We start from the raw sequence: 23,096 nt of genomic DNA on the forward strand, positions 1-23,096 counted from the left end.
AGTTATGAACTTGATGACTACTGACTATTTAATTTGCAAAATTGAACAGGAGAATTAAATCGACTTAAATATATTTAAAATCGATAGTTATAGAGTAACCTTTCAGGGAACTAAATTAAAGGAAATATAATTTTACGTTTTTTCAAGGCAGTTAAGCGTCAAAATTATAGTCCTTTGTTTCCTTTTTCGAGACAAAAAGCTTTCTGATAGCAAACGGTTGAGCTAACTGATGAGAAACTAGCCTTTACTGAGAGCTTGAAATAGGGAACGGAGAGAGAGGGATTCGAACCCTCGTTGAGGTTTCCCCCAAACAGACTTTCCAGGTCTGCGCCTTAAACCACTCGGCCATCTCTCCAGATGTCACAAGTTTTCACTATACAATCTAATTAGAGAAACCGCAATCATTTTTAGCTGAAATTTTGAATTTGACATCAAAAAATACAAAAATGCCACTAACACATACAATTACAGTACGCGATCGCGCTACGGGTACAACCCATATTCTTGAAGTACCTGAGAATCGCTACATTCTTCACAGTGCCGAACACCAAGGTTCTGAATTACCATTTTCCTGTCGGAATGGTGCTTGTACCACTTGTGCGGTACGAGTTATCTCCGGTGAAATTCACCAACCAGAAGCCATCGGTTTATCGCCAGAGTTGCGTAAACAAGGTTATGCTTTGTTATGCGTGAGCTATGCACGCTCTGATTTGGAAGTGGAAACCCAAGATGAGGATGAAGTTTACGAACTTCAGTTCGGACGCTTTTTTGCCAAGGGTAGGGTTCGTGCGGGTTTCCCTTTAGATGAAGATTAGTAAATAAACGGAAACATTAGATCCCCAACTTTTTCCAAAGTCGGGGATTTGGGAGAATTATTTTGACTTTTGCCAAATGATCCAAAAACTATACTCCGAACGGTTCAAATATAGAACCCCTCTTCAAACCTCTCCCCGGTGCAGAGAGAGGGTTAAGAGCCAGATTTTAAATATTCAAAAAGTATACTTTTCAACCATTTTTAGTATATTCTTACTATGTCTACTATTTTTAGCTGTGGGTTGTCAACCACAAAAACAAGCTCAAACTCCACCGCTACAAGTGAAAGTGGTACGAGTTGTCAGTGGACAAACCTTTGAAGTTTTGGGTATGGGGGATCAACCAAATTTAATATCACAAGTTCGGTTGATTGGGATTGAAGCACCCGATTTACGTCAGCGTCCTTGGGGGGATGACTCTAAAACCAGTTTGGAGTCGTTAATTGCTGAACAACCTGTAACCTTAGAATTTGATGTGGAAGCAAAAGATAAAATTGGACGGACTTTAGCTTACATCTGGAAAGACAAAATACTATTAAACGAGCAAATGGTACGTAATGGTAGCGCTCTGTTCATTGCGCGATCGCCTAATCATAAGTATGACCTAAAACTCGAACGCGCTCAACAATGGGCGAGACTTATGGGTAAGGGAATTTGGAACCCAGAGAAGCCTATGCGAGTCTCTCCTAGCGAATTTCGACGGGTTAATAGATAGGGGATAGGAAGAAATTCATTCCCAGTCGGACTATAAGTTTCGCGTTAAGTTGACACCAATGAGGAATGCGCTTTACCCCTACCAACCCATCTGTCGCATTATTTCTTCAAATTGGTATTACCTAAAAGCTATTTTTCCGTTTCTATTGGTTCTACACCCAAGCGATTTTCTGAGTTCATTTTAATTCGACAATCCACTGGCTCAAAAGAGTTTGTTTGATTGACAGTCTTTGTCCTATTATCGGCTATTTGAAAATTACAAGTGTAGGTTCCTAAAAGTTCTTCTTGGTAATTAAAAACCCTAGTGCTGTAACCAAAGTTTTTGGCATTAGCACCAACTCTATTAATAAAGTTATAGCGTTCTAAATAATCAAATATACTCCAAAACTGTTGATTAACAACTACATCTACTCTTTTTAACTGAGGATAAGCAATCCAATTATCCATGAGTTTTTTTTCAAAGTTCTCTTTAATCCACCACAAACTTGGTGCAGTCAGACCATTTTGATTAATGGTTCTCGATGTCAAAACTCCGCTGGGAGGATTAGGACTATTTAAGAATTTTAAATCTAATGGTGCTTCTGAAAGTTTCTGAGCCGTAACTATTTGTGCTTGTGAAGTTGGAATTAAGACGGGATGAAATTGAGCTAGCCCCATACCCAAAAATAAAATAATTGATTTGGACGGGAACATTTTGCAGATTTTTGGCATCACTAAATATCCAGTTTTAGAGTGACTTTAGGAAGTGAATTGAAGATGTTTCAATTTTAGCTATGGACAGAAAAAAAAACAAATTTTTCTCCGGCGAGAAACAGGCGATTGTAGCCTTTGAATTAGGAAGGTAAATGCTGATTAACCGTTAAAGTACCGGCGTTTCAAACAAAGACAAAGAAATCAATAAATCAAGAATAAAAATTGCCACCCAACTTGTCACCACTGCTGCTGTTGTAGCTTCTCCCACACCCCTAACACCCCCCGAAGCATTTAACCCCCAACTACAGCAATTAACGGCTACCATGATGCCAAACACTAAAGCTTTGAGTAATACCACCAGCAAATCGTTGATGCTGAGAAACTCTTGAACTGATCCCAAAAATACCTCCGGTTCCAAACGATATAGTTGTGCACCAGCAAATACTCCTCCGCAGACACCTATAACTAAGGCAAAAATCGTTAAAATAGGCATCATCACAGAGCAACTGATGACTCGTGGCAAAATTAGATAGTCAATGGGGTCAGTTTTGAGCATATACAGTGCATCAATTTGCTCAGAAATTCGCATTGCCCCCAATTCTGCGGTAAAAGCTGAACCCACTTGTCCTGCCATGATGCTAGCTGTGAGGATTGGTGCAAGTTCGCGGCAAAAAGCTAAGGCAAAGGCACCTCCCACCTGATCTACTGCACCAAATTTTGCTAATTCACGGGCTGTTTGGATAGTAAAAATCATCCCCGCAAATAAGTTAACTAGCAAAACTGGTGAAATAGAAAGAGGTCCAGCTTTGAACATTTGTTCCAAAACGATGCGATGGTAGATTTTGCCTTGACATAGATGCAGCATTACCTGACCGAAAAGCAGTAATGTTGCTTTGAGATGGGCGATAATACCAGATTTTGAGGGAGATTGTTTTGGTGCCAATATTGTTTACACCTCACACTTAACCCCCTAACTCTAGCTTGGCTTGGTTGCTTGTATTACTTGTAAGCTGCCACCAGCATAAAACTTTTGAGATTTAATTTGCAAACCGTTTGTTTTTAATAATTCTGGCAAGTTGGTTTTAATCAATTCCCAAGCGGTTTCGGTTTCAAATAGCCAGAAAAATACCGATAAACCCGGAACAAACAAGGGATTACTGGGTTTATGGAAATCTACTAGGGTAAATATTCCCCCCGGTTTGAGGATTCGGTATACTTCTTTAAGAATTTTTTGCAATTGTTGGGGTTGCATTTCATGGAGTGCCGCGCTAGTATGAACAACGTCGAATGTACTATCAGGTAAGTTAGTATCTTCGGCAAATGCTTCTATATAGCTTGCTTGGGGCACGTTGTTTTTGGCTCTTTTTAAAGAAAGTGGAGAAGCGTCGAGTCCTGTAACTTGTTGGGAATATTTAGCTAAAAAATGGGTTGCTTGACCACTGCCACAACATAAATCTAAAATCTTTGTATCTGAGCAAAGTGTTAAGTCTTGCAAAGCAAGTTGTCGAAATTTAGATTCGCCACCAACGCTCAAAGCCGCCAAGCGAGATATACCGTTGTAAAGCCATTGATAGCGATAACTTAAATCGCGCAATATTGTTGCCACTGTATCTATTCCTTGCAAATAAATCGTATCTTTAATTAAAGATATATTGTTAACATAAGTAAAAAACATGAAAGAGGTTGGGGGAAAATAACTGCTATGGATCGTGTAGGCGTATTATTACTCAATCTCGGTGGTCCCGATAAGTTGGAAGATGTCGGACCATTTCTGTATAATTTATTTTCCGATCCAGAAATTATTCGCTTGCCATTTCCTTGGTTACAAAAGCCTTTGGCATGGTTTATAGCTTCCCGAAGAACTAAGCGATCGCAAGAGAACTACAAACAGATAGGTGGAAGTTCCCCCTTGCGGAGTATCACCGAAGCTCAGGGTGAAGCTTTGCGGGACAAGTTGCGGGAAATGGGAGAGGATGCGGAAATTTATGTGGGGATGCGTTATTGGCACCCTTTCACCGAAGAAGCGATCGCGCGCATCACCAAAGATGGAATTAAGGAACTAGTAATTTTACCTTTGTATCCCCAATTTTCCATCAGCACCAGTGGTTCCAGCTTCCGAATGCTAGAGAAATTTTGGCAGGAAGATCCTGCACTAGCACCAGTGAAATACACGGTCATTGCTTCCTGGTACAAAGAACCAGGATATCTCAAAGCAATGGCAGATTTAATTGCCCAAGAATTAGATCAAATTCCTAATTCTGAAGAAGCACATATATTCTTTAGCGCTCATGGTGTCCCCAAAAGCTACGTGGAGGAAGCTGGAGACCCCTATCAAAGGGAAATTGAGGAATGTACCGAATTGATCATGCGTACCCTTAACCGCCCAAATCAGCACACCCTAGCTTACCAAAGTCGGGTAGGTCCTGTGGAGTGGTTAAAGCCTTACACTGAAGATGCGATCGCGCAATTAGGTGCAAAGGGTATCAAGGATTTAGTGGTGGTTCCCATCAGCTTTGTTTCCGAACATATCGAAACTCTGCAAGAAATTGATATGGAATACCGCGAACTTGCCGAAGAAGCTGGTATTCACAATTTCCGTCGTGTCCCCGCACTCAATACCCATCCCACATTCATTCGTGCTTTAGCTGATTTAGTTGTCAATGCACGCAAATCTCCCAAAGTGGCTTTGTCGGAAGTCGCACAAATGAAAAAGGGAACAAAAATGTATCCCCCTGAAGCTTGGGAATGGGGAATTACCACCAGTGCCGAAGTTTGGAATGGACGAATTGCCATGCTGGGCTTTATCGCTTTGATTATTGAGATGATGACAGGTCAAGGATTGTTACATTTTATTGGTTTAGTACATTAAACTCAAATTTAACTAGATTCCTCAGAACCCCGACTTCAATAAGTCGGGGTTCTACTTTGCCGTGCATTTATATTTTTGACTGTTGATCCCTTGACAGGTATGATGGATTTGGAAATGAGTATAAAATTAATCATTTTATACACTGATATTTTACCAAACTTCTATACGAAAAGTTAAATAATTTACTGAGTTTCCGAAATATCTGGGTATAAAGCTGTATTAATTCTAAGTATATAAATACAATACCGATCGGCTAAGATTATGATCACACCGACGTTTTTAAATAACCGTTATAAAGTTCTGAGTGTCCTGGGTAGTGGTGGATTTGGAGATACATTCTTAGCAGAAGATACCCAAATGCCATCCGGTCGTCGTTGTGTAATTAAACAACTCAAGCCTGTAGCTAATAATAACCCGCAAATTCATCAGTTAGTACAGGAGCGGTTTCAAAGAGAAGCAGCCATCTTGGAAGAATTGGGAGAAAACAGCCCACAAATACCCAAGTTATATGCTTACTTTAACGAAAGCGGAGAATTTTACCTAGTTCAAGAATATATCGAGGGGCAAACCCTATCTCAAAGACTGCAACAGCAGGGTTCCATGAGTGAAAGTTCAGTTAAATCAATTTTAATTGACATTTTACCAATATTAAGCTATGTCCACAGCAAACACATAGTGCATCGGGACATCAAACCAGATAACATCATGATTCGCAATTTCGACGGCAAAGCCATTTTAATTGACTTTGGTGCCGTGAAAGAAACCATGGGAACAGTGATAACAAATTCTGGGAACTCTGCCAGAAGCATCGTGATTGGGACACCTGGATTTATGCCGATGGAACAATCAGCAGGTAGACCCCAATTTAGTAGTGATTTGTATAGCTTGGGATTAACAGCAATTTATCTACTTACAGGGAAGCTTCCCCAAGAATTGCCAACAAACCCCCACACGGGTGAAATTTTGTGGCGACAATATGCTTTGAATGTGAGTCCAAGTTTGGCGATGGTATTGGATAAATGCATATTACCAGTAGCACGCGATCGCTATCCCAGCGCAAGGGACATGTTAGCAGATCTTCAACCTGTGCCAAACCAGATTGCACCGACAGTTCCCTATACTCCACCACAATATAACCCACCACAATACACTCCACCGCAATACAATCCACCACCACAACCCGTACAATCTGCACCCACACAATACTCCACACCAACACCTCAACAGCAACCTCCAACAGTTGCACACTATCAACCAGGTGGACAGCAACAAGCAAATTATTATCAACAACCAACACCAGCACAACCAACACAAAACACTTCCGGAACTTGGCAACAAGCTGTCATTGTTGGTGGTGTAATTGGTTCAATTCTCGTTGGTGGTTGGTGGGTAATGGGACAAATGCATCAATCAGGAAATCAGCAAGCAAACACAAACAACGTTACTGAAACACCCATATCCACCTCTACATCAACACCAATATCTACACCCATTGAAATTTCATCTGGGAATAATAGCAATAACTCTAATAACAATTCTCGAAGAGAATCAAGTAGTTCATCTTCTACCAACTCCAGTAATAACAATTCTCAACCCATACAAAGCACCAATAATCTGATTTCTCAAGAAGCAGCGGTTAATACCGTTACAAGTTGGATTAAAGCCAAAGGAGAAATTTTTGCCCCTCCCTACGTAACAGATAAAGGCAGACAATTATTAACTGGTTCTGCCTATGAAAGAAATATTGAAAAATCATCAGATCCAGAATCTTGTATAGCATCTGGGAGAGATGAAGATGATTGTTTAAGTTCAGTTCAATGGTTAGTTAGAAATAACTCTCATTGGACTTATGGGGTGCAACGGATTAATGGTGTAAATAGGTTTGAACCCAGCGGAGATAAAGCAACACTTGTAGTTAATGTCACAGAACAACGTACCCTTATAAATAGCAAAGGGAATGTCGATAGAACCCAATCTGGTCTGTTTACTTCCACAGTTAGTTATGACTTAGTTTATGAAGATGGACAGGTAAAGATATCTAACTACAATTAATATAGGGAGTCGATTAATTGTTTTATAAAAAATAATCTCCAAATGCTCACCATGTAGTGTATGAGAAAGTAGAAAAGGTATAGATTTGTGGAAGAAAAATCAGAACAAAACCAAAACTTACACAAACAGGAAATTAGTGAGCTTGAAAATAAGCTAAAACTTGCAAATCAAGTAATTACTAGCCTCCAGCACCAAAATACTGAACTAAAAAAACAGGCAACTAATTCCTTAACTGGTGCTACTACTCGTATACCTCAAACGACAACTAATCAAACTAAAGGTGTATCAATGAGTAAATATAGATTTTCTCAGCTATCTCATTTCCAATTTTATGCACTTACAGTTTCGGTTGTGTTGCTTATTATTTCTATATTTAGTTTGAGCAGTTTTTTCTCCCGTCGAGATGGTTTAAAAAAGACTGAAGTGAGAAAAAATACTTCTCCCCCAACAGCGCAAGCAATACCAACTTTAACAACTGCTTTTCCTATTTCAGTTAATACTCCCAGCCAGAATCAAGGGATTGTCCCCCTTAATTCTAATCCTCTATTATTATCGAATACTTCAGAATTTACTTATAATATAGTAACGTCCCCTAAGTTAACCAAAGGTGATAAAAAGCTAGACAAAATTGTCAAGAGTATAGTCAATTATGCTGAAGAGAATAAATTACCTACAAGTTCTCTATCCGTTACATTAATAGACTTAAACAAAAATACAACCGCTGCATATCAAGAAGATAAGCCGAGATACCCAGCTAGTGTTGCTAAACTATTTTGGATGGTTGCATTAGAAGCAAAAATTAAACAGGGTCAAGTACAATTTGCAGCAGTTTATAATGATTTGAATACAATGATGTTGAAATCAGATAACGATGCTGCTAGTAATGTGATAGATGCAATTACTAATACTAAATCTTCTGATAAAAAGTTAGAACAACAAGAATTTGCTACATGGAAATATCAGCGACAAAGTTTAAATGATTTTTTCCAGAAAGCTGGTTATAAAGATATTAATATCAGCCAAAAAACTTTTCCTCTTCCTCTACATAATATTCAAGCACCAAAAGGTGCAGATGCACAGATACGTGGTGACAATCCCAATAGTCCTAGACGGAATAAAGTCACAACATATCAAGCTGCAAGACTAATGTATGAAATTGCTAGAGGTGAAGCAGTAGCACCAGAATCTCAAGAATCGATGCTAAATTTACTCAAAAGAGACTTAGGATATTGGCAATCTCAACCACCTAATCCAGAAGAATTTGATCCTGTACGGGATTTATTTGGCGAAAAATTGCCTGCTAATCGAGTTGAATTTTATTCTAAAGCCGGATGGACTACTACCTCTCGACAGGAAGTTGCCTATATAGTCAGTAAAGATAGAAAAGCAAGCTACATATTAGCTATTTTTGGGGATGATAAAGCTTACGGTGATAGTAAAAAAGCATTTCCCCAAATGTCACGTTTAGTTTTTGATCAATTGACAAATTGAAAAACCACAGAATCATTAGAATTCGCAGTTAAAATCCCACTATGTATACATACATACCCCAATAGAGACGCAGCAATGCTACGTCTCTACAATCGTCATTTTCAGCCTGACAGATTACTAGGTTGACATTAGAGTCACAATGTTTTTACATAGGAAAAATGTAGGCATAGTATAAACTTAGACAAATATGTATGGTGAGTTGATTACTGCTACACGTCCAGCATCAACTAAAGCTTGATAAACTATAGCTGCTACTTCTGCGCGGGTGGCATCACGAGTGGGGTTGAGTTGACTAATTTTGGGATAATTAACTATGATGCGCTTTGATGATGCGATCGCTATTTCATCTAAAGCATAGTTAGGGATTTTATTTTGATCGTCGAATGCTTTGGTGGTTTTGGTTGCTGTGGTTAATCCCAAACCGTTAACTAGGGAAACAAGGATTTGCACCCGTTGAATATTTTCGTTGGGACGGAATGAGTTATCCGGATAACCTGAGAGGAACTGTCCCTGATATGCTTGTTGAATGACTTTATATGCCCAAAAGCTTTCAGGTACATCTCTAAATTTACTGGCTTGACGTTTCGCACTAGGATTAAAAGCTTTCACTAATAAAGCCGCGTACTGTGCGCGTGTCATGGTTGCGTCGGGTTTGAAGGTTTTATCTTTAAACCCGGTAATGATATCTAGTTTATTTAATTCACGAATAAATGCTTCTGCCCAATGCCCCGAAATATCAGTTAAATCTCCAGGTACTGGTGTGGGAGTTGGTGATGGTGTCGGTACGGGGATGGGAGTTGGGGATGGTGTGGGGATTGGAGATGGTTCAGGATTTGGTTCGGGTTCAGGATTTGGGGACGGTGTGGGAATTGGAGTTGGGGATGGTGTGGGAATTGGAGTTGGGGACGGTGTGGGAATTGGAGTTGGGGACGGTGTAGGAATTGGAGATGGGGATGGTGATTGATTATTAATTAACTCAACATTTCCCGAAACCTTGCTAGGATCGATTTGGTTGCCAATGGCGATGATTTTATTGCTGCTGGCATTTTGGATATCAAACTTGCCGTTAGAGCGTAAAATATTGTTACCTGGGGAAGTATTCGTACCCAAATCAGGTAGCGCACTAGAGATAATAGTAATACCGTCATCTGTATTGCGATCGCATAAATTACTCCGCAGTACAGGACGCGCACTTCCAGAAATTACTATCCCAGATCGGTTTTCCGATATTTTGTTATCAGTTAGGGTTGGTGCTGCACTATCACTAATGGCAATTCCATAACCTGTCTTGTAGCAAATATTGCCACGAATATCTCCCTTAGAATTACGGGCAATAGAAATACCATTTGCAGCGTTTTCGGTAAAAACATTGTCTATTACCACCGGATTTGCGTCTCCTGTAGCAAATAAACCTTCCCGTTTACACCTAATAAACGTACAATTGGCAACTGTGGGTGATGTGGATTCTACCCAGACAGCCGTCCCTCGACTAGCCTGATTGACAACGGTAACACCCCGTAATTCTGCACTACTTGCCATCACAAAAGTGACATTTTGACCAGCAAAAGTTCTACTCAGGTAATTTCCACTACCTTCAATTAAAATAGCGCTACCTTTGTTATTCTCAGTCCCAATTATAGCGACGTTTGGGGGTACAGATAGGGGAAAAATCTCACCACTAGCAGCATTATAGGTTCCCGATGCTAATTGGATTTTCGCTCCTGCGGTAGCTAACTGGAGCGCTTTCGCAATGGTTTTTACTGGTGCTTGTTCGCTACCAGTATTACCATTATTACCACTGGTAGGATTTACGTACAGAATTTGAGTCATGTCTATACACTGGGAAAAGACACTGATATAGTGGCACAATTCTGCGATTATGGATAAGATTCGATGTTTTTATCTAAAAAGGCAACAGGGAACAGATAAATATCCTGATCAAAATGGCTACAGCTATAAATAAGATGGAGATGTGCTAAATTCATGAAATGATTTTATTTTTTAGTAGCATTTTCTGAGTGCAGTTTGTAACTTTTCCACTCGAATTGGTTTGGTAATGTAATCATCCATTCCAGCATTAAGACAAATTTCTCTATCCCCTGGCATTGCGTTAGCAGTTAAAGCAATAATTCGTGGACGTTCTGAATTCGACCACTTTTGACAAATTTCTCGTGTTGCGGTTAGTCCATCCATCTCTGGCATTTGCACATCCATCAACACCACATCATAGGTTTGTTGTTGTAATGCTTTAAGGACTTCTAAGCCGTTATTAGCTATATCTGCATGATAACCAATTTTCTTGAGAACTAGCAGTGCAACTTTCTGATTAACTAAGTTATCTTCTGCTAACAAAATACGTAGAGATGGATTTTGAGAATTTGTGGATGTAGATTTTGCAAGAATTTCAGAATTAGCAATTTGGTTTGGTTTAATTTTCCCCTCAGTAAAACTTTTTTCAAACAACTCATATAGCTGTGATTCCTGAATAGGTTTTTTCAGAGTTGTTACACCATAGGCATAATTATTAGGTATATTAAATTCTGGCTGAGATGGGGAATAGAATATGATTATTGGCGATTGCTTCAATATATCTTCCTGCCGAATTTCTCTAATTAAAGAAACACCATCCATATCAAGTAATTCTAAATCTAAAATTATCAAATCAAAATGTATTCCTTTTGTGATTAAATTTAACGCTTGTTTCCCTGTAGAAACCGCACAATTTAACATCCCCCATGACTGAGTTTCTTGAATTATAGTTTGTTGGGTTGTCCGATTAGCATCTATGATTAGTATTTGTTTCCCAGCTAAATTGAGGTGATGTTTTTTTTCTTCTTCCTGATTTTTAAGGCTTGTCATCGCTAATTGTGGAGCTTCTGAAGCAATGATAGTGAAAAAAAACTTAGAACCAACACCTTCTTCACTTTCTACCCAAATTTTTCCGCCCATGATTTCTGCTAATCTTTTACTAATAGCTAAACCAAGTCCTGTACCTCCATACTTGCGACTCATGGAAGTATCAAGTTGACTAAAAGGTTTAAAAAGCTGATTAATTTTCTTACTAGATATACCAATACCTGTATCTATAATACAAAATTCTAATTCGTAAATTGGATCTTCCGAAATATGTAGATTATTGTTAAAACTATTCAATTTTCTAGATTTTAATGAAACACAAACTTCACCTATTTCTGTAAATTTAATGGCATTATTAAGAATATTTAATAATATTTGAGCTAGACGATTTACATCACCAATAATGAATTTTGGTATTGGTGGCTCAATCAAATAATTTAATTTAATTTTTTTTGCTACAGCTTGAAAATTAATAATATCAATGCTATTCTCAATTAAAGATTTTAATTCAAATGGCTCTTGAATCAGTTTTAATTGATCTGTCTCAATTTTAGAAAAATCTAAAATATCATTAATTAGAGTGAGTAACATCTCACCACTACTTTGGATAGTACTAACAAAATCTGCTTGTGTTACATCTAATTCTGTATTCAATAGTAATTCTGTCAAACCAATAACTGCATTTAGAGGGGTACGAATTTCATGACTCATTGTTGCCAGAAATTCGCTTTTTATTTTGCTTGCAGCTTCTGCAATTTTTTTTGCTTCTTCAAGTGCGATATTATGTTCACATAGCTGTCGATTTACTGAAAATAATTCCTCTGTCCGTTCTTTTACCTTTTGCTCTAATTCATACTTTGCCTGCTGTAAAAATATTTCTGCTGCCTTGCGTTCGGTAATATCCTGAATAACAATTACTGCGGAACTAATATAGTTATCTGGTTGTAAAGAACTCGGTATTTGTAAATATGACCAAGATATTTCTAAAACTAAACGACAATTATCATTGTCGAATTCATACTGGTCTTTACCTTTAGATTTAGTTTCTAGTGCTTGCATTACAGGGTGTAATTTTTTATCTAAATTCACATCACTTTGTGACAACGGTAATAAATCTATCAGTTGTTGACCTAAAATTAAAATATGTATTCTTTTAACTAACTTATCAAAAGTACTATTACACCATTGAATTCTACCCTGCTCATCTGTCCAGACAATTCCTTCATCGACAGATCCTAGGGCAATTTCCATTTTTCCTAATGTGCCACGTAACTCCTGAATTTGCTGATTTAAGTCGATCATCATGATAAGTATTCATTCTGCAATTGGACGAATAGAAGCAGCAAATATCCATTTATCTTCATGTTTTTCAGCAATGATAAAATGTTCTGATTCAATCTCTCGATTATCTTTCGTGACAGCTTTAAGAATAAGAGGATGATTTAATATTGTTGCATTGCCAGTAGTATTAAAACGGGAAAATCCTAGATGATGTGCATCTCGAAAATATGACGGCAAAATAATACTAAGCATCTGACCAACAAGTTCCTCTTGATTCCAACCAAAGACTTTTTCAAAATGATGATTGATATCAATTACTATTCCTTGATCATTGGCAATAACTACTGGTAAGTTACTGTCATTTTTGAGTTCATTAATAGTTAACATGTTTTGCACTTTTGTTGTAAAATTACTTGGAGAAGCATAGTTGAACTAACATAAATATACTTAATCTAGCTACAGCAAATTGCCTTTAAACATGCCATAGATAAAAAATAAACCAATGCTAGAATTCATTTTAAACTTGATTTTTTTAGTGGTTTTTGTCGAAAGATGCTGTAAATATTATTACAACTATTGACATTCCAATAATAATGCAGTCTCAACTCTTTTGTATTCTTGTTGTAGTTGGGTGAATATTTCCAATGCACCTGCGATCGCACCATTGCGACCTAAAGTTTCTAGTTCTTGGCAAAGATGAGAAAGTTGGATTGCTCCTAAATAAGCGCTTGCAGACTTGAGTCCATGAGCGATTTCCCTTAATTCTACTGGATTTGCTTGCTCGATTGCCAATGCGATCGCATCAATACTTGTAGCAGCATCCCCCACAAAAGCATCCACAATTTCAGTTAAAAATGCTACATAATCTTCTCCTGCCATATCCTTTAATTCTTGTAAGACACTTTCATCGATCACTTTTATTACCTCAATTTTTTCAACTTCTTCAATTTGATTATTTTTTACAGGTTCCAATAACTCCAGATTATAATTTAATGGCTGACATTTACTTAGTGCATTTCTTAACTCATTAACTCGAATAGGTTTGGTAATATAGTCATCCATTCCAGCTTTGATGCATATTTCTCTGTCTCCCTGCATTGCATTTGCAGTCATGGCAATAATTCGTGGGCGTTGACTGTCTGGGAACTGCTCGCAAATCCTTTGTGTTGCTGTTAATCCATCCATCTCTGGCATTTGTACATCCATTAAAATCAAATCATAGGGTTGACGTTGCAGAGCTTGGAGAACCTCTAAACCGTTACCTGCTAGATCTGCACGATATCCTATACGCTCTAGGGTCAATAATGCAACTTTCTGATTAACTGTATTATCTTCTGCTAAAAGAATTCGTAAAGGCAGATTTTGCGAAAGCTGCTCTTGATCATTCTGAAGATGAGTAGTAGATTGATTAACTTTAATTAAGTTACCACCCAGAATATGACCAAGTGTTCGATAAAGTTGTCTCTGTTGAATCGGCTTGTTAATGATAGCAGCAAATTCTACATTATTGATTTGCGTGCTAATTTCTTGTGCATTAATAGAAGTTAACATGACTAAGGGCATGTTTTCACAGTTAGGCTTTTGACGAATTTTTTCACCCAGGGTAATCCCATTCATTTCTGGCATTTGCATATCAAGAATTGCCAAATCAAAAGATACCCCTTGATCAAATAATTTCAGTGCTTCTGAGCCTGATTCTACGGCACAATTAAACATTCCCCATGACTGTGTTTGTAGGGTAAGTATCTGTCGATTAGTAGCATTATCATCTACTATTAAGACTCGTTTTCCGAGAAATTCGTTATCGGCACTTTCTTCCTGAAATGCTTGATTCTCTGATATTTCTGCCCAAATATTAAAGGAGAATGTTGAACCGACTCCTGCTTCACTTTCCACCCATATTTTACCTCCCATCATTTCACACAAACGTTTACAAATTGCTAAACCTAGTCCAGTACCTCCATATTGACGAGTGGTAGAAGCATCTACTTGGCTAAAGGATTGAAATAGACGATTCATCCTATCTGCGGGAATACCAATACCTGTATCTTTCACCGCAAATTCAATTTCATAAAGGTTGCGATCGCTATTACTATTTGTACTATTCACAGAACGAGTATTGACAAAGACGACAACCTCTCCATTGGCTGTAAATTTAACTGCATTACTGAGTAAATTCACTAAAATTTGTCGTAAGCGTGTGACATCTCCCACAATTATGTTGGGAGTTGTTGGATCAATTAAACATGCTAATTCTAGTTTTTTTTCTAAGGCTCTATTAGCTACTAAATTTAGTGCTTCTTCAACGCAAGAACGTAATTCAAATGGCTGTTCTTCTAAATCTAATTTACCAGCTTCAATTTTAGAAAAGTCGAGAATATCATTAATTAGTGTTAGAAGAGAGTCTCCGCTACTACGAATTGTTTCCACAAAATCTTCTTGTGATGGAGTTAATTTTGTATTTAACAACAATCCTGTCATCCCAATTACTGCATTCATTGGAGTACGAATTTCGTGACTCATTGTGGCAAGAAAATCACTTTTGGAGCGATTTGCTGCTTCTGCATCTTTTTTAGCTATATTTAACTCCTGGTTTTGTTGAGCTAATAATTCTCGTTGACTTGTTTCTCGTTCTAATAAATGTGCTTGGGCAAGAGCAATACCAACTTGAGCAGCAACAGCTTCGAGTAATTCTATTTCATCTTGTTGCCATTGACGTTGATAATTGCATTGATGTAATGCTAGTACTCCATTTGTTTGTCCCTGATAAGAAGCACGAATAACTAACATTGATTTAATATTTAATTCCACACATAGATTTGCAGATGGAATTAGTAACGGATCAGTGAAAACATTATCAGAAACAACAGCATTGTCTTGATTTAAAACTTTTTCTGCATGGGCATTACCAATTACGGGAATATCTAAATTCAGCATTGATTTTGTGCTTAATGTCGAATATTCCGACACACAAGGTAGTCTGGGATTAGGCTCTTCAATATAATAATGAATTACACAGCGATCGACCTCTAAAGATTGACCTAATTGATTAACTGTTGTCTGTAAAATTTCTTGTGTATTTAAACTTTGACGAATTTTTTGAGTAATTTTTTCCAGCAATATGGTTTTTTGTAGCTGTTGCTGTAAGGCTATATGAAAATTCTGGCGTTCAATTTCACTACCTACCCACTGAGCCATCAATTTCAAAAGTTCTATCTGTAAGGATTTGAAAGACGAAGATCTAGAATTAGTTCCATAAAAATTCAGAGTTCCATAAACTTTACCACCAACAATCACTCTTGTTCCTAAGTAGTTTTCTACTTGTCCATGGACATGACAAGGATGATTTTTCCATTTATTTTTACTAGCATTGACAATACTAATTGCTGTATTTACCTGTATAGTTTCATAACAAAACGTTTCGTTCAAATTAAAAATGTCACCTTGACGAATAGTTAGAGGACAGTTATCTGATAAATAAATATTCATCACTTCAATATCATCCTCATCTATTCTACTGAGAGTACCAACCTCTAAATCAAATTGTTGACAACCCATTTGCAACATCTGTTGGACTCTCACAGATAAACTCAGTTCAATATTGGCTGTGACTTCGTATAAAGTTCTAATTGATGCCTCACTTTCTCGCAATTCCTTTTCTGCTAGTTTCCGTTCCGTAATATCTCTTTCTATCGCTACCCAATGGGTAAACCAACCACTTTTATCGGCAATTGGAACAATATTTATTTCTACCCAATATTCTGTCCCATCTTTGCGATAATTAATCATTTCTACATTGACTGATTGCCATGATTCTAATGCATTTCTAATTTTTTTCAAGGCAATGCGATCACTATTTTTTCCTTGTAATATCCGAGGTGTTTTACCAATTACATCTTGCAAGCTATAGCCCGTCATTTTACAAAATGCTTCATTCACATAGACAATCTTAGGTCCATTAGTAATATCAATAGGTTCTGATTCTGTAATAACAATTGCATCATTAGAATTAACAACAACTGATTCTAATAAGCGTAATCTTTCATCTGCTTGCTTCCGCTGAGTTAAATCCCGTAGATTTAAAACTATACCTTCAACAATCGAATCATCCAGTAGATTTTTACTAACCCCTTCCATAGTTCGCCAAGAACCATCCTGATGGCGAAATTTTAATTCTATCGATGCTGAAATACCAGGGCTATAGATAACTTTGTCAATAAACTGACATATCCTACTCACTTCTTCTGAAGGAATAAAATGAATAATATCTTGATTTAGAACTTTTTCAATTTCATATCCTAGAACACGTTTAACTGAATAACTAACATAAAGAATATTCATCTCTCGATTTAGAATTAAAATTACATCAGAAGCTTGTTCAATTAGTGAGCGAAAATATTCTTCACTGCGCTTAATTTCTTTTTGTGCTTGCTTCAGATCGTATTCTCGACTCAAAACTTCTTGAGCCATGTGTTCAAATGTTTTTGCTAATTCTCCTGTCTCATCACGACGTTGAGCAATTAATTTCAAGGCAATGGCTTCTGTATTATTTTCTGAGGCAAAATTTACAACCTCTCCTGTTTTGAGCTTTTTTGTAAGTTTAGTTATAGTTTTAATTGGGTTGACTACGGATTGTTTCAATAATAAATTAATAACAAATAGCAAAACAATAAAAATGCTTGTAAAAATTTTCATTACCAACAATAAATATTCATGCCCTTTTGCAAATACATTTTTAGCTGGAAGATAAATAGTTTGAGATGCGATAATTTCATTCAAATTCCAATTAAAACCACCTTCAGAACCAAAAGTATCAATTAAGCTTTTAGGTGCGACATCTGGATGACTGTGACATTGCAAACAACTGGCTTTAGTAACTTTTAAAGGTCGAGCAATATAAAATAAATCTTCTCCAGAGATATTTCGATAGCCAGTCAATTGTTTTAAATTTGGTTTTTGCCTAAATTGTTTTACCAATTCAGATTCAAACTTATCAGCTTTATCTTTAGGATTTGTGGGATTTAATGTTGCTTCTTTATAGTGATAATTCTTGTAGTCAGGTTGTTTACGAAAATTTTCAAAAACTTTTTGTGCAGAATAAGCTGGAACTGTCTCTGAAATAAATTTTTTGTCTGTTTTCAGCCTATCCGATAACAATGGTTGTATCTGTTCGCTCGTATAGGTTCTCACGGAATTCATATTTTCGATTAGCATTTCTGCTTTATCCATAATTTCCACTTCAGCTCTATTTTGCATAGCTGCGGATAAAGTCAAACCGCTAACTATACAGCCGATAATTAGAATTAGGAGCAGTAGGATATTAAATTTGGTTGTTAATTTCAGTCTATGTCTATGAATCATTTTAGTGTCTGTTCCAAGAATACACAGGAATTAGGCGATATTTTGTTTATATAAATTTAGGGTTTTAAATAGAACTATTTTTGATATATGGCAGAATTTTCCAATCTCCTTGAACACCATATCAGCATTTTATCTTCTAGATAATCATTGTGCTTGTTTTAAAAACAAAACAATCAATGAAAACGTTATCAATGAAAATTAAATATACAATGCAAACATTAAATAAGTAAAAAAAATATGTGTTACTAGTGCAACAAGGCAAAAGGAATAAAGATCTTTCTATAAGCTTTTTAGCCATTTTATAGACGCGTTCGCTCTTAGCGTTCCCGCTAGGGTAGCAGCTTCTTGTAGAGTATGCTAGCTTTATTTGCTTGCGCCAAACTGCACTAGATTTGCAATTATAATTGAAAATCGTAAAAATACTGGTATGGGGTTTCCTAATAAAATGAGGTATGCCTAATTTATTATTAATTTCATCGAGGGATATAATTAGCTTTAAAATCTCATCTTAATAGATCGAAAAATACCCTATCTTTATTATTTTTGATAATTTAAAAAACAAGTAAAGGCAAGGTAGTTGGGAGCATCCCACTTTTGCATGTCATTGCGTAAAGCCTACGGCATACAAGAAACGCTCTTAGCGTTAAAGCAGGTGAAGAATCCTTTGTAGAATATCTAAAAAGTTATTCCGCAGGAGTAGCAACACAAACGGGAGGATTAATTGGACTACTAATAGGCTGTTGAGTCTGTGCTTTTTTGGAGCTAAAATTGCACACAATATCTGTGACATTTTCAAATAAAAAGGCTGATATAACAATTTGATTGACTATATCAGCTTTTTTGATATCTGGGATTTGGTAAAAAATTTTATATTTAATTAAATTTTCTTACTCATAAATAAACAACAACGATTATCATCTTGAGCCTCATAAGTTACTTTGTCTGCAATCTCCGACATTATTTTTAAACCACGACCTCTTTCGTCAAAATTATCATCAAATTCAGAGATTTCACTTAATTTTTTATCCAAGTCAAATACTTCACCATTTGACCTTGACCAAATCCGAATCTCAATATGCTCATTGAACCGAATTACTTCTAAGTCTATCAGTGTTTCAGATGGTAAGCTATTGTGGGCATGTTCAACAATGTTGATGAAACCTTCAATTAAGAGAGTTTGGCATTCCCACCATACTTTTTTATCTAAAATAGCTGGCTGGTTAATCTGCTCAAACCAAGATAGAACTTCCTCAGAAGCAGTAATATCTGATGGTGCTTGCAGATATATTCTTTGATTGATGTTGATGAAATCTATATTCATTTTTCCGCAAGTTCATAAATTCATCTACTTTCAGAAAAAGTAGTACTAGAATTGACTATTAATATATTATTTTTCAATTGCTAAAAAATTCTTTTTAAATTCCTCTTGATTCGCAAAAACTTTAAAAATTCTTTCCATTTTTGTTAATTCAAATAACATTTTTACTTGCTCATTAAGCGAGCAAATAAACATTTGTCCATCTGATGATTTGACAATTTGCATTGCGGCAACTAATGCACCAAGACCGGAACTATCTACAAAATCAATTTGTTGCAAGTCAACCAATACTATCTTAGCTCCTGTAGCAACACAATCATTAATATCTCGACGTAGCTGATTTCCGCCAATTGCATTCAATATTCCGGATGGTTGGATAATTTTTGTATTTGTAGACATAAAATATTTGTAGTTCCTAGGTAATAGTATTGTGGTTTTTGTACAAATCTTACTCAAAAATGTGGATACAATCAAATGCAATATTTAATTAAAAAACACTTCAAAAGGAAGTGTTTGATCGATAATAATTATCGGTCAATGAATTCATGATTCTCAAGATGATAGATATTATTATTTTGCACTTATTTGCTGGAAGGTGCAATGTTCTTTTTGTTAATTTTGTATATATTCATAATTTAAATTTTGGATTTTGTAGCAATAAAAAGAACTTTTATTTAAACTTTATAGCACTTCCGGTAGCTATGAGGTACATACTCAAAGCTGAAAACTGTGAGTAGGAGAGGGGTAAGGAGAAAACTGTACTGTGTAATAGCAGGAAGTGCCATAAGTCTAATAAAATCTTACGTCATATGCCTATTTATCGATTAGTAGGGAGCAACACAATTTTTGACTACTCCCAACGCTACTCATACCACAAACAGTCAGGCTGAATATTTGCTATTTGATTGGCAAGGGTTTGAAAGTATCCGTTTCTATTTCCCAGTAGCCACGTTTGTTCTTAACAACCTTGGCGATTAATGATACACCAACAGCAGAATCTAGTTGCTCACGTAACAAATCTAATGTTTGCTCTTCTTCTATTACCTCTATTTCAAAACCATCTGCTCCTTCTTGACCTGCTATTTCTATCCTGAAACCGTCGGAATCTTCACCACTCGCAGCTTCCGGTAGTTCAAACCCAAGTACCGCTAAAGTCGTTTGAAATCTGCCTGTAATGGCTCCACCAATTATATTTGCTTTGATGGGTGATTTACGGGTTGTATCCATAATTTCAAATGCCAACTTGACGTAGGCTCGTTTTATTTCTTCACCTGTATCCGAGTCATATTGGGCAGCTATTTCCTCATAGCCTTTGAATGTGACTTTTGCATAACCATCTTTGTTGAGTGCTGGCTTAGGAACAATTGTGAATGACATATATTTAATCTCCATTGTTGTCGTTTATTTTGGTATTTAGTCCGCATTTATCACAAGCGAAGCGACAGATCTACATACGTGGGAAAAACTCGACCAAGTAAGCATATCTAAGTGGTGAGAAATCCGGGATATACCTTCGGTAATGATTTAAAACCGGTTTCTATCCCGTCAAGAATGTATGGTTTGCTCAAGACATAATTATTCGCACCATAATTATTAAATTCCCTGGCTTCATAAGGAATACCTTGTCCATTTTCATAGGGTTGTTACATTATTCAATAAATCATAAATCTTACATGATAAATTTTTGTTCGCAAAGCTTAAGTTGGAGATCCATTTGTTGTTTGTAATATATATAATTTTCTTTCTATGAATTTTTTATTTACAATAAAAGTAAATTATGAAATTCACACATTGAAATTACATCAATATTTAGAAACAATTTTAACTATATAATTATTGCAAATAACAGATTAGGAATATCCAATACAATTTATCTATAGGAATCGTACTTGAATCTTGCTAAGTATACTGAGAAATAAACCTTTATACGGTAAGCTTCTAGCCAATTTGCTTTTAAGCGCAAGCGCAGGCTACGCCAACAGAAATCAAATATGAGTCCTATATCAATATTTATTATTCCCGTTAAAGCTGGATAAATAACATTTATTTGTATATATTTTTTCATTGATTCATTAAAATTTTATTCGCAGTAAAGACAAATCATCATCAAAATTTGTCAGCGAATTTATCCACTTAATCTTATCTAAAATATCATCCAAAGAATCTTGATAAGATTTTAATAATAAATCAATAAAAGCATCAATACTCCACAATTGACCATCTGGTTGTAATATTTCATAGGCTCCATCACTAAATATATACAAACTACTATTTTGGACAATATCAATTTTCATTTCCTCAAAATTGATATCTAGCAGAAAGCCAATCGGTAAATCTAGAGAACCTAACCGCTTAACTTCGACTTGATTAGAAGTCTGGTGCAATAAAACACCAGATGGATGTCCCGCACTAGCATAAATCAGTTGTCGTGTTGAGTAGTTGTAAACTCCATACCAGATAGTGAAGTATTTATCACCATGAGCGCTCATTTGAAAGTTCTGATTTAGTGTTTTTAAGACTTCACCAGGTTTACGAAAATCGGTGTTAAGTAATGATTGCGATCGCAATAAATTTAGAACCGATACCGACAGCAAAGCGGAACCTACCCCATGTCCCGAAACATCAAGTAAATAAATAACTAAATTATCATCATCAATCCAATAATAATCAAAACAGTCACCTCCTAATTGGGCAGAGGGGATGAATAATGTGTCAGTGTTAACTTTTCCTGTTAATGGTGAAGGTAATAGTGACTGTACATAATCCGCAGCTTCTGCTAGTTCTTCTCGCAAATTTTTGTTTAATACTTCTAAAGTTTGTTTTTGTCCTTTTAAATCCTCATGTAGTTGGTTCAATCTCAATCCTGCACGAACTCTGGCTTTTAGTTCGTTCATTTCAATTGGTTTGGAAATAAACTCATCTGCACCTGCATCTAATCCACGTACTCTATCTTCTTCTTCTCCCCGTTGTGCCCCTTTTGCTGTTAATAATATAAAAAAAGTTGTTGATAATTCTGGTTCTGCTTTGATCCGACGACAAACTTCTAAACCATCTATGCAAGACATCATCCAATCACAGATAATTAATGCTGGTTGAATTTCTTTTGCATATCGAATTCCTTCTTCTCCGTTGCTTGCGATCGTGACTTGATAACCTTGATTTTCTAGGGTTCGTTTCAATACGGTTCTGACAATTGGATCATCATCAATAATTACAATTTTTACCATGTGTGTAATTTATTAATTTTATTTATTCTTTGTCTATAATTTGAGAAAAATTTTCCCAATCTTCAATATTTGTACATTTTTTAATTATCAAGATTAGGGGGTTTAATACCCCGATGCCTATGCATCGCCAGTTTTGAATTGAGGTCTGAATCCCCATCTCAAAACCCCCTTATTCCTTCTTTCTTCTTTCTTATTCAAATTTTTTTTAATTAAACTAAATATAATTAAAGGCAGCCAGCTAAGAAATAATATGAAAGCATAACTAAAATAACACTATCTAATCATTATGCAACAAGATTGATTGTGTTCATGTATACATAAAAAAATATTTTGTTTGTTTTGTTTAAGTATTTATATTTTTTTCAAAGTTGTACCTTCTCAACTACTTTGCAGCGATAATTTACGTTATTTTTTGCTCTGTC

The 23,096-nt window shown here is 36.2% G+C and carries 16 protein-coding genes, 1 tRNA gene and 1 pseudogene; 5 read left to right on the forward strand and 13 right to left on the reverse strand.

The features are described from left to right. Positions 1 to 268: 268 nt before the first annotated feature. Positions 269 to 355: transfer RNA gene (locus CAL6303_RS19835), tRNA-Ser, on the reverse strand. A 91-nt stretch (positions 356 to 446) separates the two neighbouring features. Between CAL6303_RS19835 and CAL6303_RS19840 the strand changes: the two genes are divergently transcribed. Continuing rightward, the gene (locus CAL6303_RS19840) at positions 447 to 815 is read left to right on the forward strand and encodes a 2Fe-2S iron-sulfur cluster-binding protein (protein ID WP_015199619.1); all 369 of its coding nucleotides are present in this window, start codon (positions 447 to 449) and stop codon (positions 813 to 815) included. 76 nt (positions 816 to 891) lie between these two features. Further along, entirely contained in the window at positions 892 to 1,527 is a 636-nt protein-coding gene (locus CAL6303_RS19845; RefSeq protein WP_015199620.1) for a thermonuclease family protein, read from the forward strand. 128 nt (positions 1,528 to 1,655) lie between these two features. Here CAL6303_RS19845 and CAL6303_RS19850 read toward each other — a convergent pair whose 3' ends face one another. The 3 genes from CAL6303_RS19850 to CAL6303_RS19860 form a co-directional block, all read right to left on the reverse strand. Beyond that, positions 1,656 to 2,237 carry a hypothetical protein gene (locus CAL6303_RS19850; RefSeq protein ID WP_015199621.1) on the reverse strand — a complete coding sequence of 194 codons (582 nt, stop codon included), beginning with the start codon at positions 2,235 to 2,237 and terminating at the stop codon, positions 1,656 to 1,658. Between the two features lie 148 nt (positions 2,238 to 2,385). Further along, positions 2,386 to 3,162 carry an MlaE family ABC transporter permease gene (locus CAL6303_RS19855; protein WP_015199622.1) on the reverse strand — a complete coding sequence of 259 codons (777 nt, stop codon included), beginning with the start codon at positions 3,160 to 3,162 and terminating at the stop codon, positions 2,386 to 2,388. Between the two features lie 33 nt (positions 3,163 to 3,195). After that, entirely contained in the window at positions 3,196 to 3,825 is a 630-nt protein-coding gene (locus CAL6303_RS19860) for a class I SAM-dependent methyltransferase (RefSeq protein ID WP_041740798.1), read from the reverse strand. A gap of 96 nt (positions 3,826 to 3,921) precedes the next feature. Between CAL6303_RS19860 and hemH the strand changes: the two genes are divergently transcribed. The 3 genes from hemH to CAL6303_RS19875 all read left to right on the forward strand — a co-directional run bounded on the left by hemH (position 3,922) and on the right by CAL6303_RS19875 (position 8,631). After that, on the forward strand, positions 3,922 to 5,088 hold the full coding sequence (gene hemH, locus CAL6303_RS19865; RefSeq protein ID WP_015199624.1) for a ferrochelatase: 1,167 nt from the start codon (positions 3,922 to 3,924) through the stop codon (positions 5,086 to 5,088). A 261-nt stretch (positions 5,089 to 5,349) separates the two neighbouring features. Then, positions 5,350 to 7,140: a protein kinase domain-containing protein gene (locus tag CAL6303_RS19870; RefSeq protein WP_015199625.1), complete on the forward strand. Its 1,791-nt coding sequence runs from the start codon at positions 5,350 to 5,352 to the stop codon at positions 7,138 to 7,140. 87 nt (positions 7,141 to 7,227) lie between these two features. Next, entirely contained in the window at positions 7,228 to 8,631 is a 1,404-nt protein-coding gene (locus CAL6303_RS19875; protein WP_015199626.1) for a serine hydrolase, read from the forward strand. Positions 8,632 to 8,808: 177 nt separating this feature from the next. Here the strand turns inward: CAL6303_RS19875 and CAL6303_RS19880 are convergent, their stop codons facing one another. From CAL6303_RS19880 to CAL6303_RS19915, 9 genes and pseudogenes are all read right to left on the reverse strand, one after another. After that, positions 8,809 to 10,461 carry a DUF1565 domain-containing protein gene (locus CAL6303_RS19880; RefSeq protein WP_015199627.1) on the reverse strand — a complete coding sequence of 551 codons (1,653 nt, stop codon included), beginning with the start codon at positions 10,459 to 10,461 and terminating at the stop codon, positions 8,809 to 8,811. A 171-nt stretch (positions 10,462 to 10,632) separates the two neighbouring features. Next, on the reverse strand, positions 10,633 to 12,792 hold the full coding sequence (locus CAL6303_RS19885) for a PAS domain-containing hybrid sensor histidine kinase/response regulator (RefSeq protein WP_015199628.1): 2,160 nt from the start codon (positions 12,790 to 12,792) through the stop codon (positions 10,633 to 10,635). A gap of 9 nt (positions 12,793 to 12,801) precedes the next feature. Next, a complete protein-coding gene (locus CAL6303_RS19890) occupies positions 12,802 to 13,155 on the reverse strand; it encodes a PAS domain S-box protein (protein WP_015199629.1) in 354 nt (117 codons plus the stop codon). Between the two features lie 186 nt (positions 13,156 to 13,341). Next, on the reverse strand, positions 13,342 to 18,024 hold the full coding sequence (locus tag CAL6303_RS19895) for a response regulator (protein ID WP_238993720.1): 4,683 nt from the start codon (positions 18,022 to 18,024) through the stop codon (positions 13,342 to 13,344). 982 nt (positions 18,025 to 19,006) lie between these two features. Continuing rightward, the gene (locus tag CAL6303_RS19900; protein WP_015199631.1) at positions 19,007 to 19,450 is read right to left on the reverse strand and encodes an ATP-binding protein; all 444 of its coding nucleotides are present in this window, start codon (positions 19,448 to 19,450) and stop codon (positions 19,007 to 19,009) included. A 66-nt stretch (positions 19,451 to 19,516) separates the two neighbouring features. Then, positions 19,517 to 19,846 (reverse strand): STAS domain-containing protein, encoded by a 330-nt coding sequence (locus CAL6303_RS19905; RefSeq protein WP_015199632.1) that lies wholly within the window; start codon positions 19,844 to 19,846, stop codon positions 19,517 to 19,519. A 498-nt stretch (positions 19,847 to 20,344) separates the two neighbouring features. Then, entirely contained in the window at positions 20,345 to 20,824 is a 480-nt protein-coding gene (locus CAL6303_RS19910; RefSeq protein WP_015199633.1) for a hypothetical protein, read from the reverse strand. Positions 20,825 to 20,952: 128 nt separating this feature from the next. Then, positions 20,953 to 21,075: pseudogene (locus CAL6303_RS30025) on the reverse strand (DUF3131 domain-containing protein); the annotation flags it as partial. 444 nt (positions 21,076 to 21,519) lie between these two features. Then, positions 21,520 to 22,674 carry a SpoIIE family protein phosphatase gene (locus CAL6303_RS19915; RefSeq protein ID WP_015199635.1) on the reverse strand — a complete coding sequence of 385 codons (1,155 nt, stop codon included), beginning with the start codon at positions 22,672 to 22,674 and terminating at the stop codon, positions 21,520 to 21,522. Positions 22,675 to 23,096 lie beyond the last annotated feature (422 nt).

Source organism: Calothrix sp. PCC 6303 (assembly GCF_000317435.1).
Classification (GTDB): domain Bacteria; phylum Cyanobacteriota; class Cyanobacteriia; order Cyanobacteriales; family Nostocaceae; genus PCC-6303.

Excerpts from the sequence above, each read along its gene's own strand:
- CAL6303_RS19840 (WP_015199619.1), top strand. The coding sequence starts at position 447 with ATGCCACTAACACATACAATTACAGTACGCGATCGCGCTACGGGTACA.
- CAL6303_RS19845 (WP_015199620.1), top strand. The coding sequence starts at position 892 with ATGATCCAAAAACTATACTCCGAACGGTTCAAATATAGAACCCCTCTT.
- CAL6303_RS19850 (WP_015199621.1), bottom strand. The coding sequence starts at position 2,237 with ATGCCAAAAATCTGCAAAATGTTCCCGTCCAAATCAATTATTTTATTT.
- hemH (WP_015199624.1), top strand. The coding sequence starts at position 3,922 with ATGGATCGTGTAGGCGTATTATTACTCAATCTCGGTGGTCCCGATAAG.
- CAL6303_RS19870 (WP_015199625.1), top strand. The coding sequence starts at position 5,350 with ATGATCACACCGACGTTTTTAAATAACCGTTATAAAGTTCTGAGTGTC.
- CAL6303_RS19880 (WP_015199627.1), bottom strand. The coding sequence starts at position 10,461 with ATGACTCAAATTCTGTACGTAAATCCTACCAGTGGTAATAATGGTAAT.
- CAL6303_RS19885 (WP_015199628.1), bottom strand. The coding sequence starts at position 12,792 with ATGATGATCGACTTAAATCAGCAAATTCAGGAGTTACGTGGCACATTA.
- CAL6303_RS19890 (WP_015199629.1), bottom strand. The coding sequence starts at position 13,155 with ATGTTAACTATTAATGAACTCAAAAATGACAGTAACTTACCAGTAGTT.
- CAL6303_RS19895 (WP_238993720.1), bottom strand. The coding sequence starts at position 18,024 with ATGCAAAATAGAGCTGAAGTGGAAATTATGGATAAAGCAGAAATGCTA.
- CAL6303_RS19900 (WP_015199631.1), bottom strand. The coding sequence starts at position 19,450 with ATGAATATAGATTTCATCAACATCAATCAAAGAATATATCTGCAAGCA.
- CAL6303_RS19905 (WP_015199632.1), bottom strand. The coding sequence starts at position 19,846 with ATGTCTACAAATACAAAAATTATCCAACCATCCGGAATATTGAATGCA.
- CAL6303_RS19910 (WP_015199633.1), bottom strand. The coding sequence starts at position 20,824 with ATGTCATTCACAATTGTTCCTAAGCCAGCACTCAACAAAGATGGTTAT.
- CAL6303_RS19915 (WP_015199635.1), bottom strand. The coding sequence starts at position 22,674 with ATGGTAAAAATTGTAATTATTGATGATGATCCAATTGTCAGAACCGTA.